The sequence below is a fragment of the Rossellomorea sp. LJF3 genome (assembly GCF_037046045.1).
Taxonomy (GTDB): Bacteria; Bacillota; Bacilli; order Bacillales; family Bacillaceae_B; genus Rossellomorea.
In genome coordinates this window covers 1-15,172 of the sequence record NZ_JBANLY010000027.1, presented here as the reverse complement: position 1 = coordinate 15,172, position 15,172 = coordinate 1, and the positions used below count along the sequence as shown (strand labels likewise).

The following is a 15,172-nucleotide window of genomic DNA, read 5'->3' as shown; positions in this document are numbered from 1 at the left end:
TGTTATTCTGAAATACCTATTAATGACAAGGTTTTGGGAGGGTATTGTATCAGAATCCAATAGAGATACTCCATGGCAGATTTTTTAAAAAATTGAGAAAATATTCGTTTTATACTATAATAAGATTGTAATTTCTTACATAAGGGGGATACGGTATATGAAAGTGGAAGCGCTACCAGTGACGAAGGGAAACTATAATCTTGAAAACTATGAAAATACGTATGATTCATTCGATTGGAAAGAGGTCGAAAAGGAATTTTCATGGGCGGAAACAGGTCGCGTCAATCTTGCGCACGAAGCGATTGACCGGCATGCAGTGTCATTCAGGAAGAATAAGGTTGCTCTTTATTACCGAGATGCAGAACGTGATGAAAAATATACGTACTCTGATATGAAGAAGATGTCGAACAAAGCAGGAAATGTATTGAAGCGGTTTGGGGATGTTGAAAAAGGAGACCGTGTCTTCATCTTCATGCCAAGATCACCGGAATTGTATTTCTCCGTCCTCGGTGCGATCAAACTCGGAGCCATCGTGGGACCGCTGTTTGAAGCATTCATGGAGGGAGCTGTCCGGGATCGCCTGGAGGATAGTGAAGCAAAGGTTCTCATCACCACTCCCGAGCTCTTGAAAAGGGTTCCTGTAAGTGAACTGCCGAATCTGAAGCATGTCTTCCTGGTTGGGGACGGTGTGGAGGAAGATGATGTGCATGTGGACTTCATGGCGAAATTCGCTGAAGCGAGCGATAAGCTTGAAGTGGAATGGGTGGACCGGAACGATGGGCTGATCCTTCACTATACGTCAGGTTCCACCGGGAAACCTAAAGGGGTCCTTCACGTCCATAACGCAATGATCCAGCATTATCAAACATCCAAATGGGTGTTGGACCTTCAAGAGGAAGATGTGTATTGGTGCACAGCGGATCCGGGCTGGGTCACAGGAACTTCATATGGAATCTTCGGTCCGTGGCTGACGGGCGCCTCCAATGTCATTGTCGGGGGACGATTCAAGCCGGAGAACTGGTATAAAACGATTGAAGATTACGGTGTGACGGTCTGGTACAGTGCACCGACTGCCTTCCGGATGCTGATGGGTGCAGGGGATGAAGTCGTGAAGCAATTCGACCTGAGCTCCCTTCGTCATATCCTGAGCGTCGGGGAACCGTTAAATCCCGAGGTTGTCCGTTGGGGAATGAAAGTATTCAACCTGCGCATCCATGATACGTGGTGGATGACGGAAACAGGTGCTCAGCTGATCTGTAACTACCCAAGCCTTGAAATCAAACCGGGCTCCATGGGAAAACCATTCCCTGGTATCCAAGCCGCGATCGTCGATGATCAAGGAAATGAAGTACCACCTTACCGGATGGGGAACCTGGCCATCAAAAAAGGCTGGCCATCCATGATGAATCAGATCTGGAACAACCCGCAGAAGTATGAATCTTATTTCATGCCTGGCGATTGGTATGTATCAGGGGATTCTGCTTATATGGATGAAGACGGATATTTCTGGTTCCAGGGCCGGATCGATGATGTCATCATGACTTCAGGAGAAAGGGTAGGTCCTTTCGAGGTGGAAAGCAAGCTCGTTGAACATCCGGCTGTCGCAGAAGCAGGGGTGATCGGGAAGCCCGATCCTGTCCGCGGTGAAGTCATCAAAGCATTCATCGCCCTTCGTGACGGATACGAAGTGACAGACGAGTTGAAGGAAGAGATCCGCCAGTTCGTGAAAAAAGGACTCGCTGCCCACGCGGCACCGAGGGAAATCGAATTCCGCGACAAGCTACCGAAGACGCGAAGCGGAAAAATCATGCGCCGCGTATTGAAGGCATGGGAATTAGACTTGCCGACAGGTGATTTAAGTACAATGGAAGACTGATAGATGTGTTGGATGGACCCCCGCTCTTAATGAGTGGGGATTTTTTTGTGGGGGGAGTATTTAGGTGTGGTGAAGTATTTAGGTGTGGCGTAGTCAACAGATGTGGCGGAATTTGTCGTTTTATGCAGAATGGCAGATAAACTTGAAATATGGCAGATAACCCAATAATCCGGCAGATATTTCCCCAAAATGGCACGAATCAAGACATCTGCCCTTCATCACGAAACAAAAAAGAGGGAGACGTCACAACGACGTTTCCCTCTTTTCAATCAATCATCAGTTCTCTGCTGGTGGTGGATCCGGTTCTGTAGGTGGTTCGGTTCCGCCTCCGTCACCACCGCCGTCTCCATTGCCGCCGCCGTCATCTGCAGGAGGCGGTGGCTCAGGCTTGTCCGGTTTATCGGGTTTTGGCGGTGGATCGGCTGGTTTATCACCAGGTGGTTTCGGATCTGTACCCGGTTTTTCAGGTTTGGGATCCGGTTTTGGTGCCGGTTGTCCGATCTGGACCGTGTTGGAACGGGCAGATTCTTTGCCGGCTACATCGACGGCAACCACGTAGAAATCACCGTTTCCAACGGATACTGCTAAACTTGATCCGGACTTGACGCTTCCGACTTTTCCGCCGGATGTCCGGTATACTCTGTATCCGACGACGTCGCCGCTTGCGGATGGTGTCCAAGTGATTTTGTTCCCGTTTCCACTTGCTTTGACCGTTCCGGGAGCTGACCCGTCATCGGAAATCTTGTTCTCCGCGATGAGGACATTTTTAAATCGTTCGTCCCCATCCGGAATCAGTTTGTCCGGATCTCCAGGCACTGCACCGAAGATGTTTTTCACAAAGTCAGGGTTCAGGATGACACCAGGCTGTGAAAACTCTGCCGGAGTATTCGGCAATGCCAGGTATTTCTTTCCGTTCACCATGACGTAACGGCTCATAAGCAAGCTGTCATCCGTTTTGGTAGGAACGTATTTTGCATTGAATAAATCACTTTTAACAAGTCCCGCCTGGCTGCATGCTTCGGATGGAAGCAGTCCCGAGATGGAGCAGAAGGATCTTCTGACGATCCCTTCCGGCTGTTGGAACGATGCATCAGGGTCGATCAGATCGGGAGCAAGGTCCCTGACATCATTCAGTAGATACGACCATAAGCGGATGTTACGCAAGCCGTAATGTCCGTATCTTGCCTGGGATGCAGCTGTATTCAATGAAGATGGGGTATCATAACCGAACCAGGTTCCGAAGGTGATGCTCGGATTCGTTGCCACAAACCAGTGATCTTTGTAATCCTGACTCGTTCCGGATTTCCCGGCCCAGTCTGAAGCAAAGTTCAGGAAGGTCTTCGCATAGCGCCCGGTACCGAGGTTATGATCCAGGGTATCTCTCATCATATCAATCGTTAAATAGGCTGTTTGCGGACTGAAGACATCCACAGGGTCTGTCTTATGTTCAAAGACGACCGTACCATCCTTGTCGACGATCTTGTCAATCATGAAGGCATCGATGAATTTTCCTCCATTGGCAAAGGTGGTGTAGGCATTTACGTTTTCTTCGACCGTGACACCCGTAGTCGTTGCCCCCAGAGTAAGGGACAGGTTGTTGTCATATCTGCTTGAAAGGGAGTCGAAGCCCATTTTCAACAGAAACTCTTTAAATGGATTCCGGTTGTAAATATTCGCATACGTTCTGACCGCTGGAAGATTCAATGATTCTGCCAGGGCGAACCTTGCAGGGAAAAGCCCGCGCTCCCTGAACGAATAGTTTTCCGGTTCCCAGCCATTGATGTTGACGCCTACATCAGGAATCGGTGATCCCGGTGAGATGTACCCGTATTCCAGGGCAGGTGCGTAAGCGAGCAAAGGCTTCATGGTAGATCCGTTTGATCTGTGTGATTGAGTGGCATGGTTGATTTGTTCCAATTTGAAATCCCGGCCGCCGATGAAGCTGATGATGCGGCCCGTTTTGTTCTCGATCATAACGGCGCCGACCTGAACCGGCTCTTCGATTTCTACTTCTTTCCCTGTGTCAGGGTCTTTTACCGTTCTGGTTTTGGTAGGACCGTACATCTCATACGCATCCTTTGTTTTTTGCATTTGATCATAGATCTTCTTGTTGATGGTCGAATGAATTTCATACCCGCTTTGACGTACATTGCGGTCAGCAAGCGTCTGGTACTTGTCTTCAAGTTCATCATTATTTTCGAGATCCTGTTCAGAATATCCGTCTTTCTTGGCAAGCACATTTTTCATGATTTCCACTGCCCTGCTCTCAAGTTCGGCAGTGAGCCATGGGTATTGCTCCCGAGGTGATGGCTTTGGTTTCACGAAATCCTTTGAGATGTCATAGGCAACGGCATCGTCATATTGCTTTTTCGTGATGTATCCTTCCCGGTGCATCCGGTAGAGGACCGTGTTTTTCCGGCTCATCCCCGCATCAAGATTCTCTTTGATTTCCCCATTATTCTTGAATGGCGTGTAAGAGAAGGGAGCCTGTGGAAGTCCTGCGATGAAGGCTGACTGTGGCAGGGACAAATCCTTTGCATCCACTCCGAAAATCCCTTTGGCCGCCGATTGGACACCCGCGATGTTTTGACCGGAAGAATTCCGTCCAAGAGTCGCTACATTCAGATACGCTTCCAATATCTCATCTTTATCAAAGAATCTTTCCAGGCGAAGAGCGAGAAGGATTTCTTTCGCTTTTCTTTCAAATGACACTTCATTCGTGAGGATCTGATTTTTGATCAGCTGTTGAGTGAGTGTACTCCCGCCCGATTGGGTAGCGGAATTCGTGAACTCCTGCAGGACGGCGCGCATGATGGCTTTCGGCACGACACCGTTATGTTCGTTGAAGTACTCATCTTCCGTGGCAATGACGGCATGCTGCAGATCTTTCGAAATATCTTTAAGCTCCACTTCTTCCCGTTCCAGGTCGGTCCGGAGTTTCCCGAGATAGACATCATCGGCGAAGTAAAGTCGAGAGGTTTCTTCGTAGTTGTAGATGTCCTTTTTCATTTGGTCATAAGGACGGATCGGTTCTTCCTTGACGAGTGAGGCGAAATAACCCGCTCCGACTCCTCCTGCAAATGCGAATCCCAATACAAAGAGGACGATCAGGATCAAAGACAGGTTCCAGAATACACCGTATGTAATTCTTGCTCGTTTTTGTAGTCTAGTATTTGAAAAGAACCTGATTGCAGGGTCTAATTTTTCACGTAAAATGTTCCATTTTTCCTTCATATATCATTCCCCCCAGAACATTCCCATTATAGCATAATTACAGGAAGGCTGTCGTAAAAAGTCAAATAAAATGGACTATTATCATGCCTTTAGTTGACTATTATTTTGGAATGTGGTAAAAACCTAATATAGTGATCGTAATGATAAACCATCATTTGAATGGATTTCTGTAAAAAATAGACATGCAATGAGAGGAATAAGTAGTCTGCCTTCCCTGTTAAAAAAGAGAGTCAGTGGGTGCTGTGAACTGACACAAATGGCCGATGAATTACATCCTGGAGCTTTTGCCGTGAACCTCAGTAGCGGCAAACGGTGAGAGCCGTTATCTCTATGAGTGAAGGATGTTATTCCTTAATTTGGGTGGTACCGCGCGACAGCGTCCCTGCATATATGCAGGGACTTTTTTGTTGTTTGCACGTTGAATTAAAAGGAGGAAGAGAGATGGATTTATTAAAAGACTTGGAATGGCGTGGGATCACGTATCAGCAAACAGATGCTGAAGGCTTGAAGGACTTATTGAATAAAGAAAGCATTTCCATATATTGCGGGATCGATCCGACAGCGGACAGTATGCATATCGGGCATCTGCTTCCATTCCTGACGCTTCGCAGATTCCAGAATCAAGGGCATCGTCCACTTGTACTGGTTGGAGGGGCAACAGGTTTGATCGGTGACCCGAGCGGTAAAAACGAAGAGCGTAAACTGCAGACGGTTGAAGCGATCCAGGGAAATGTAGAGAGCATTAAAGGACAGCTTCAAAGCATTTTTGACTTCGACGGGGAAAACGGGGCCGTGATGGTGAATAACTATGACTGGATCGGAGCGATGGACGTTGTCACATTCCTTCGTGATTTCGGAAAGCATGTTGGTGTGAATTACATGCTGGCGAAAGATACGATCTCGTCCCGTCTGGAATCGGGTATTTCATTCACTGAATTTACGTATACGATACTGCAGGCGATGGATTTCAATCATCTATACGACAACTACAATTGTAAGCTGCAGATCGGTGGAAGCGATCAGTGGGGGAATATCACGACCGGCCTTGAATTGATCAGACGTACGCATGAAGAGGAAACGAAGGCATTCGGTTTCACGATTCCACTTGTCACGAAAGCGGACGGAACGAAATTCGGTAAAACGGAAAGCGGGGCGGTATGGCTCGATCCGAAGAAGACGTCTCCTTACGAGTTCTACCAGTTCTGGATCAACGCAGCCGATGCGGATGTCGTGAAATACTTGAAATACTTCACCTTCCTTTCTCATGAAGAAATCGAGGCTCTTGCTGCTTCCGTTGAAACAGAACCTCATCTTCGCAAAGCACAAAAGACGCTTGCGGAAGAAATGACGAAGCTGATCCACGGAGAAGAAGCCCTTGATCAGGCGATCCGTATCACTCAAGCGTTATTCAGTGGTGACATCAAGTCATTATCAGCTTCTGAAGTACTGGAAGGATTCAAAGATGTTCCTTCTTTCGAACAGGCAAAAGGAGAAGAAATCGGATTGATCGATCTCCTCGTCAATGCGAAAATCTCACCTTCCAAGCGTCAGGCACGTGAAGACGTCGGAAACGGTGCGATCTACATCAACGGTGAGCGTATCACGGATCTTCAGCATGTGATGGGCGAAGGGGACAAGATCGAAGGACAATTTACGATCATCCGCCGAGGAAAAAAGAAATATTTCAGAGTTCAGTACGTATAATAGAATATAGAATCTATCAGCGCGGTATCCGTTTCTCTTATTTTGGAGCGGGTGCCGTGCTTTTTTAGTTGAAAACGAATATCTCTCAAGTTTTTAACATACAAAAAAACACTGCCCACATAGTGGACAGTGTTTTCGTACAAAGATTAACGAGAGTAGAACTCAACGATAAGAGCTTCGTTAATTTCAGCCGGTAATTCAGAACGTTCAGGAACGCGTGTGAATGTACCTTCTAATTTGTCAGCATCGAAAGTTAGGAATTCAGGAACAAAGCTGTTCACTTCCATCGCTTCTTTGATGATGTCAAGGTTACGTGATTTTTCACGAACTGAGATTGTTTGACCAGGAAGAACGCGGAATGAAGGGATGTCTACGCGAGATCCGTTCACTGTAACGTGACCGTGGTTAACAAGTTGACGTGCTTGACGGCGAGTACGAGCAAGACCTAAACGATAAACAACGTTATCCAGGCGGCACTCAAGTAGCGCCATGAAGTTTTCACCGTGTTTACCTTGTAATTTGCCAGCTTGGTCAAATAGGTTACGGAATTGACGCTCAGTTACTCCGTACATGTGACGAAGTTTTTGCTTCTCTTGAAGTTGTAAACCGTACTCAGAGATTTTTTTACGTTGGTTAGGACCATGTTGTCCAGGAGCGTAAGGACGCTTTTCTAATTCTTTACCCGTTCCGCTTAGAGAGATTCCAAGACGACGAGATAATTTCCAGCTTGGGCCAGTATATCGAGCCATGAATGACTCCTCCTTTATTGTTTTTATTTTGTTGTAAAATAAAAACACCTGTGAATAAACAATTATGTGCATTTTGTTTTCATGTACCTTCGCCCTAGCAGCAGAGGGTTACAAGATACACCTCAACACAGAGGAACAAAATACGAGCATAAAGGACTTCACTGAAGCTGCATTATTTTACACAAAGAATATTATATGATGCGAGAGATTAGAAGTCAAGGAAGTATTTTATAGATTCATGAAAAGAGCGATTTGGATTGCACAAACAAAATAGTTCATAAGTCATTTGTTGTGATATAATAAAAGTTGAAAATTATGTTAAAAAGGTGAGCCTATTTGCAGGAATCAAAGAGAGAGAAGTTTCTTCGGTTTCTATTGATCGGTATCTGTCTGCTGGTCGTATTGGGAGGTTTCCTTTATTCCTCCTCATCGGATAAAGTCGAGGAGATCAAACCATCCATCCATGCCGAAGTATTGTCCAGGGGAGACGAAAGTCGCAACCCGGTCATCGCAGTGGCAAAGATGCTAGAAGAGCAGCCGGTCCTTGTCATATATGAAATTGATCAAAAAAACCAATATTACTTTAAGGTATTACATAGTGTGTCGTTACACAAACCAGTGAAAACGCTTCGTGTTACAAAGGAACATAATGGGATCTGGGTCCAAATGGAAGAGAAGAAATGGATACTGTTTTCCGAAGGGTTAGAGGTATTGCAGGAGCGGGAAAGTGATCCTTCTACCGTCACGTCAAGCGGAGAGGCCTTTCAAATTCAAAAAGACACCGGATTGATCAGCATTTCCCGGGGATCTCGTGATGTCCAGCTGGATCTTACAGATAAAAGCGGGGAACCGAAAGAAATCCATTCCTTATCCGGAGACGATTCAGTATGGCTGGTTGTCTTTCAAAAGGATATGGTGCTGGCCAGGAGCCGGTGAGGTAATTCGTTTCACAAACCTTTCAGGTGTGGGTGAGAAAAATGTACGTTATTCAACATGCTTTGCATGAATATAAGTCAAAGCTATTCGATTTAATCTATGAAGAAATGTCAGCAGGGGCAGATCATTCTGTTCAATTGCAAAAGTGGCTGACGGTTGTAAAGGATTGCCTGGAAATCGATCAGGCATTTTTATATTTTTATACCGATTCTACCTATTTCCTGTATCAACCCCATCATAATGGTGGTGTTCCCCTCACACTTGCTGAAGCGACAGAGGAGTATATCCTCAGTCCTATCTTAATAGAAAAAGAAGACCTTTCTTCCATTAAGTTTCACTTTACGAAGACTGATGGAAGTCCTTTGGCGATCCTCCAAGTGAAGACGGGGGATTCGAAAGGCTGGGCCGATGAAAGCTGGCTCCATTCCTTTTGGATGGCAAGCAATCAGTTTTTACAGCATACAGGCAGCATCCAGACCGTCCTTGAAGACGAGAGAAGATATAGGGAATTATTCAAAGTGACAGAGATCTTCCATTCAACGAGGGACGTTCATACACTCCTCGTACAGATCATCGAGACGTTGAAGCAGGTATTCCCGATTGATGAATTCCGTTTGTTATTGTCCAATGACCGGTATGACTTCGGCGAACTGCCCATTAAGAATTTCGATTTTGAACGTGCCAATGAATCGGCCATGCAGGCATTTGTGAACGGAAGCATTGAGTCCGGGGAAGAAGATATCCTCTACGCCCCCTTAAAAGGGAAGCAGGGGATCTACGGGGTCCTTGAGGTGAAATCAGTTTCCCGTGATTTTACGGATCAGAAAATCGAGTTCATCCGCCTCTTAGCCTATACAGCGGGGAGTGCCCTGGAGAACGCCAAGCTTTATGAACAGTCGAAGAGGCTCATTACCGACCTTCAGCTCATCAATGAAACGTCCCATCAATTAAACTTGAATTTGCGTTTATCTGAAACGGTCCTGTTTTTAAAGAAACAGATCAAGCGCTCTTTTCAGGCATCGGCCATCGGGTTCGTCCTCCTTCAAAAAGGGGAGTATACCATTCTGGAGGAAAGCTCCCCTGTCTTTTCTGAAGAGATCGGCAGGAGTTATATTTCGTACGTTAAGAAGCGTATTGAAGAAGAGAAGGACTCCATCTTTTTAGGGGATGTCAGCGATCGATTTGAAGGGGCGGGCGCCTTTCCCTCGATCATGGCTGCTCCCATGGTTCAAAATGAAGCACTGATCGGATTCTGTGTGGTGTTACATAAGGAACCATATATGTTTTCGTTTGATATGTACAAGCTGCTGCAGTCGTTCATCCATCATTCCACCCTGGCCATCACCAATGCCACCCTCCGTGAAAAATTGGAGCATATGGTCATCACCGATCACATGACTAAGCTGTTCGCACGGAATTATTTGGATGATGAAATGGAATCCTCCATGAATAAGGATGATCTGGGTACGCTGCTCCTGATCGATATCGATGACTTCAAATCCATCAACGACAACTACGGTCATCAAATCGGGGATGAAGTCATCATAGAAGTGTCGAATCTCATCAAGGGAATCGTGAGCCATCATGGATTCGTCGCAAGATGGGGAGGGGAAGAACTGGCCGTCTACCTGCCTTCCTCAGGTCGTGAAGAAGGACTGGAAATCGCGGAACGCATCATCAAGGACGTCCCATTGAAAACCGAACCTTCCGTCACCCTATCATGCGGATTATCCATCTGGAAAGCACATGACGACCACTGTCCCAAATCCGTCAAAGAACTAGTCAAAAGAGCCGACGAAGCACTCTACCTGGCCAAAAACAACGGAAAAAACCAGGTCGTGAAAGATTGTCAGTAAACAATATCAAACCAACAGGAAGAGCCGACAGTGGTTCCTCCTGTTTTTTGTTGGAAAACGTCACAAATAGGCACCCCTTCCTTTACCACTTTAGTGTAAACGCTTTCTTTTTCACCTGAATTATCATATTCTAGAATAGTAGTTACTTAGAATTAAAGGGAATACTGGGAGGAATACTGGATGAAAGAAGAGAAGCGTTTTGAAACAAGAGTGATTCACGAGGGGTATCAATCGTCTCAGCATTTTGATAGTTTAGCACCCCCTTTATACCAAACTTCTACTTATACCTTCGCAAATGCGAAACAAGGCGAAAATCGATTCGCCGGTGAAGAAGAAGGATATATATATTCAAGACTGGGAAATCCGACGGTGGCGATCTTGGAAGAACGGATGGCATCGTTGGAAGGGGGAGAAGCTGCCCTTGCCTTCGGTTCAGGAATGGCGGCCGTAAGCGCGGTGCTGTTTTCCCTGACAAAATCAGGCGATCACATCCTATGCTCCCAAGGGGTATATGGCTGTACGTTCGGTTTACTTGAGCTCCTACAGGAGAAATTTGCGATCGGACATGATTTTTCCTCCATGGATTCTGAAGAGGAGATCCGCGGGAAAATCACGGAAAACACCAGCTGCATTTATGTGGAAACCCCGATCAATCCGACCATGCAGCTCATTGACCTGGAACTGGTTGTGAAGGTTGCCCAGGAAAAAGGGATCCCTGTCGTGGTGGATAATACGTTCTGTTCACCGTATCTGCAGCGTCCGCTTGAGCTTGGGTGTGACATTGTCATCCACAGTGCAACGAAATATATTGGCGGACATGGAGACGTCGTTGCCGGCCTTGTCGTCGGTACAAAGGAGAAAATGGCCGAGATCCGCATGACGACCCAAAAGGATATCGGAGGAATCATCTCCCCATTCGATGCATGGTTATTGCTGAGAGGGTTGAAGACACTGGCTGTACGGATGGACCGTCACTGTGACAGTGCTGAAAAGATTGCCGATCTGTTAGCCGGGCATCCCGCCGTGGAAACGGTCATCTATCCCGGTCATGAGAATCACCCTCAGCACGGGGTCATGAAGAAACAAATGAAGAAACCGGGTGGAATGATTTCCTTCACTCTGAAAGGATCCAAGGAGGAAGCGCAGAAGTTCATGGATGATCTCGACATGATCAAAATCGCCGTCAGCCTTGGTGATGCCGAGACATTGATCCAGCATCCCGCCACCATGACCCATGCCGTCGTGCCGGAAGAGTCGAGAAAGAGCATGGGAATCAATGATTCACTTCTCAGGCTCTCTGTAGGACTCGAAGCACCGGAAGATATTTGGGATGATTTACTTCAGGCATTGGATAAAGCATAAGAAAAACAGGAAGGAGCCGTCCAGCGGTTCCTTCCTGTTTTTGTCTGTTATTTTTCCACATAGGCTTGCTTTGATTTCTTTGTGCTGACTCCATAAAGCTCAAACATGATCCCATAAAGGAAGACCGATAGAAAGATCGAGCTGGTCATGTCGAGGATGAAATGCTGTTTTACAAAAAGAGTTGAAAGGATGATCAATGACCCCATTACCGGCACAAAGACCGTGTGGAACAGATGTTTATCCTTGATGTTGAAATTTCCGAGAATGATGGCAAATGTCGTTAAAACATGGATGCTTGGGAAAGCATTGTACGGCTGGTCATGACTGTAGATCATCCCGACCAGGTCGATAAACAATCCATCACCCGTAAGTTCCGGACGGGGTACGGTCGTTTGAAAGTAAAAGTAGATCACAAAACAAACCAATTCACCGATGACAATGATGCCGAGGGTTTTCAGGAATGTAGGGACATCTTTATACCAGAAGTAAAAAAGGTATCCTAAAATAAAGGCGTACCACAATATATACGGCACAATGAAAACCGGAACGAATGGGATCCATTCATCGAGTTTGGTAGATAAAATGACTGCTTCACGGGTATCCGTGTTTAATAGCGTGTATATAAAACCTAATGCCGGCATCACCAGCAAACATAATAAATAGGGTAAGTCTTTTTTCTTAGCTCGCATATTACACCTCTTTAGCTTTACTCCATTCTGGATATTGTATGGGATATCACAATGTAAAGTTCTCATGTTCGGTACTCTTTTCCCTATCAAGAGGAAATGAAAACGTGAACTTTTTTACAAGTCGCCGAATTTCTTCCAACACAAAAAAAACCTGCCGGAAGTGACCTATTCCCGGCAGGGGCTTATTCAAGCAATCCGTATTATAAATGTTTTAAAAGTTCATCAGTGAAGATTTCCAAATACTTCTGATCTTCTTCGTCAAATCGTGCTTTTTCAGGGCTGTCGATGTCGAGGACTCCGATCAGTTTTCCATCTTTGACGAGAGGGATGACAATTTCTGATTGGGAGGCAGCGTCGCATGCGATGTGCCCTGGGAATTGATGGACATCCTCGATCCGCAAGGTCTTCTGTTCACTTGCAGCCGTACCGCAAACGCCTCTTCCTAAAGGGATCCTTACACACGCAGGCAGTCCCTGGAAGGGTCCGAGTACCAGTTGATTGCTTTCTTCTTCAACTAAATAAAAGCCAACCCAGTTGATGCGGTCCATGAATTGGTTAAGTAAAGCGGAAGCATTGCTTAAATTCGCAATCTGATTCGGTTCACCTTCCAGTAAAGCCTTCAACTGTTTCGTGACAAGACCAAAGCCCTGTTCCTTTGTACCTTGATATTTTTCTACTTGAAACATCATAAACTCCCCCAATTCTACATATTCTGCGCTATTTCATGTCTGAGCGTTACCGCAGGAATTCCAAGCGACAAATCCTGTCGAGAAATACTTAAAGGAAATCCATACGAAAACACGAATTCTTAGTGTAAACAAATTATAATAGAAACATCTATTGAACCATTTTTAGCATATTTCTTCATCGTCTTCAATGATTTTGTTTATTTCTGAAATGTTTTTATACATTGATTCTCGCCACTGTTTTTTTCATTCGCCTAATATACATGAAAGAAGGGGAAATATGAAAAAACTAGATACCTCCAAGTCGACGAAAGAGTCCATTTTTAAAGCGGCTGTCTATCTGTTTTATGATCATGGGTTCGATGGTACGTCCGTAAGGGATATTGCAAAGAGGGCGGACGTGAATCCAGCTACGATCTCCTATTACTTCAAAGGCAAGCAGGGAGTATTGGAAGCGTGCTTCACCCATTTCTTTGAACCATACCTGCGTTTCCTTCAGGAAGAGGTGGAGGCGCTGAATTATGTTAGTGCCGATCTGTGCCTGAAGCGGGCCGTCTATAAAATATTGAAATTCCAAAGTGAGAATCATCAACTATCCCGATTCATCTGGAGGGAAGTATCCATCGATTCCCAGGTGGTCCGGGAAATCATTTCTTCGTATTTAATGAAGGAAAGGCATTATATGAAACGATTATTCGAACAGGGAATGAAGGACCATGCCTTGAAAAAGCAGCCCGTCAGCTTCCTCGTCATCCAGCTCAAGTCCATGCTGACGATGCCGTTCCTTCACAGCCAGCAGCTAAGGGAAGTGTGGCAGATGTTCCCTCAGGAATACTATTTCATTGATCAATATTATAAAAACATTGATCAATGGATCGACCTCTTACTCGTTTCTGAAGCGAAAGAGGTCATGAAGAAAGAGCTGATCATTTGAAAGAAAGAACTCTTCTCCGATTGAAGAAGAGTTCTTTCCTTTTATTTCATCAAGTCTCTTCCCTGATCAAGGCCGCAAGCCGTGTGGGCATCAGATCCATAGACGATTTTGATCCCCAGGGCGCGGGCCTGTCTGATGACATCCTGAGGCGGATAGGATTCCCCGCAATGAGGTTTCACGAATCCCGCACCGTTATAATCAAGCTCCAAATCCTTTCCGGCCATTTCCTGAAGGATGAGGGAAATCTCATCGGAAAACGACCGCGAAGCAGGAAACAGCTTCTGGAATTTCTTAACGAGGGTGATGTGACCGATACGTTTGGGTTTGTATGTGCCCAGGTCGGCCCGGATCGATTGAAGGACCGTCTTATAATAACGCTTATAGATCTCATCAACCGATCCATAATAACCGATCATGGATTCGAACACATCCGGGCTGAAATCCAGACAATCCCATTTCCCATGGTGATGCAGGAAATGAACAGACAGAATGCTGTCATCCATCCGTGGTCCATAGATCGAAAGAAAGTCTTTCGTCTCTTTCTCAAACCCTTCAATATAATCCACCTCGAGCCCGGAGCGGATGGTAATCTTGTCCCTATATTTCTCCTTCAAGATGTCCAGGGCATCAAAATAATCCTGAACACGTAACGGATCCATCCCACTATCCTGATCAGGCGTCGTATCCCTGAACCCGGCCGGCAGCGGAGCATGCTCCGTAAACGTTATAGCACTATAATCAAGACCAATCGCCCTCTCCACATACATCTCAAAAGAATCCCCACTGCCATGCGGACAAAACGGCGTATGCACATGCCCATCAACCTTAACCATGAGACCTCACATCCTTGTTATAATAATTATTTGTGCTGTTAAATTGAATAGGATAGAGATATTGTAAATTTGATAGTGAAATAAAACAGTATGGGAATATTAGCCCCAATTAGATAGGGAAATTGAAACTAAATAAGTTGATTGGAGTGGAAGGTGCTCGACTCCCTCGGGAAAGGTTATTATATCAGGGCTTACAACCGGTAAAATTTTTTAAGTATCATATTAGCCAAATGCATTCCCTTTTTTTCTTATTTGTTCAAAATAAAGGAATTCATGCTTACGCGTTGCGTTAAGAGACTGGAAGGGTCTCCCT

General features: G+C 45.6%; 11 protein-coding genes and 1 other annotated feature. Of the genes, 6 read left to right on the top strand and 5 right to left on the bottom strand.

Annotated elements, in window-relative coordinates; all coding sequences use genetic code 11:
- The first annotated feature begins 157 nt into the window (after positions 1-157).
- The gene (acsA, locus tag V8G47_RS18545) at positions 158-1,876 is read left to right on the top strand and encodes an acetate--CoA ligase (protein WP_336201379.1); all 1,719 of its coding nucleotides are present in this window, start codon (positions 158-160) and stop codon (positions 1,874-1,876) included.
- 276 nt (positions 1,877-2,152) lie between these two features.
- Here acsA and V8G47_RS18540 read toward each other — a convergent pair whose 3' ends face one another.
- On the bottom strand, positions 2,153-5,110 hold the full coding sequence (locus V8G47_RS18540) for a transglycosylase domain-containing protein (RefSeq protein WP_336201378.1): 2,958 nt from the start codon (positions 5,108-5,110) through the stop codon (positions 2,153-2,155).
- A gap of 178 nt (positions 5,111-5,288) precedes the next feature.
- Positions 5,289-5,497: a binding site (T-box leader), on the top strand.
- 54 nt (positions 5,498-5,551) lie between these two features.
- Here V8G47_RS18540 and tyrS point away from each other — a divergent pair.
- Entirely contained in the window at positions 5,552-6,814 is a 1,263-nt protein-coding gene (gene tyrS, locus V8G47_RS18535) for a tyrosine--tRNA ligase (RefSeq protein WP_336201377.1), read from the top strand.
- 146 nt (positions 6,815-6,960) lie between these two features.
- Here tyrS and rpsD read toward each other — a convergent pair whose 3' ends face one another.
- Complete coding sequence (rpsD, locus tag V8G47_RS18530) at positions 6,961-7,563, bottom strand: 30S ribosomal protein S4 (RefSeq protein WP_034765742.1); 603 nt, start codon at positions 7,561-7,563, stop codon at positions 6,961-6,963.
- 336 nt (positions 7,564-7,899) lie between these two features.
- On the opposite strand from rpsD, the gene V8G47_RS18525 reads away from it, so the two are divergent.
- The 3 genes from V8G47_RS18525 to megL all read left to right on the top strand — a co-directional run bounded on the left by V8G47_RS18525 (position 7,900) and on the right by megL (position 11,717).
- Positions 7,900-8,499 carry a hypothetical protein gene (locus V8G47_RS18525; RefSeq protein WP_336201375.1) on the top strand — a complete coding sequence of 200 codons (600 nt, stop codon included), beginning with the start codon at positions 7,900-7,902 and terminating at the stop codon, positions 8,497-8,499.
- Between the two features lie 62 nt (positions 8,500-8,561).
- Complete coding sequence (locus tag V8G47_RS18520) at positions 8,562-10,355, top strand: sensor domain-containing diguanylate cyclase (protein ID WP_336201374.1); 1,794 nt, start codon at positions 8,562-8,564, stop codon at positions 10,353-10,355.
- 180 nt (positions 10,356-10,535) lie between these two features.
- On the top strand, positions 10,536-11,717 hold the full coding sequence (gene megL, locus V8G47_RS18515) for a methionine gamma-lyase (protein ID WP_336201373.1): 1,182 nt from the start codon (positions 10,536-10,538) through the stop codon (positions 11,715-11,717).
- A gap of 47 nt (positions 11,718-11,764) precedes the next feature.
- On the opposite strand, the gene V8G47_RS18510 is transcribed toward megL, so the two are convergent.
- Complete coding sequence (locus tag V8G47_RS18510) at positions 11,765-12,406, bottom strand: phosphatase PAP2 family protein (RefSeq protein ID WP_336201372.1); 642 nt, start codon at positions 12,404-12,406, stop codon at positions 11,765-11,767.
- A 200-nt stretch (positions 12,407-12,606) separates the two neighbouring features.
- Positions 12,607-13,092 (bottom strand): GAF domain-containing protein, encoded by a 486-nt coding sequence (locus V8G47_RS18505; protein ID WP_336201371.1) that lies wholly within the window; start codon positions 13,090-13,092, stop codon positions 12,607-12,609.
- A 280-nt stretch (positions 13,093-13,372) separates the two neighbouring features.
- On the opposite strand from V8G47_RS18505, the gene refZ reads away from it, so the two are divergent.
- Complete coding sequence (refZ, locus tag V8G47_RS18500) at positions 13,373-14,026, top strand: forespore capture DNA-binding protein RefZ (RefSeq protein ID WP_061811109.1); 654 nt, start codon at positions 13,373-13,375, stop codon at positions 14,024-14,026.
- A gap of 41 nt (positions 14,027-14,067) precedes the next feature.
- On the opposite strand, the gene hisJ is transcribed toward refZ, so the two are convergent.
- Positions 14,068-14,859 carry a histidinol-phosphatase HisJ gene (gene hisJ, locus V8G47_RS18495; RefSeq protein ID WP_336201370.1) on the bottom strand — a complete coding sequence of 264 codons (792 nt, stop codon included), beginning with the start codon at positions 14,857-14,859 and terminating at the stop codon, positions 14,068-14,070.
- Between the last annotated feature and the right edge of the window lie 313 nt (positions 14,860-15,172).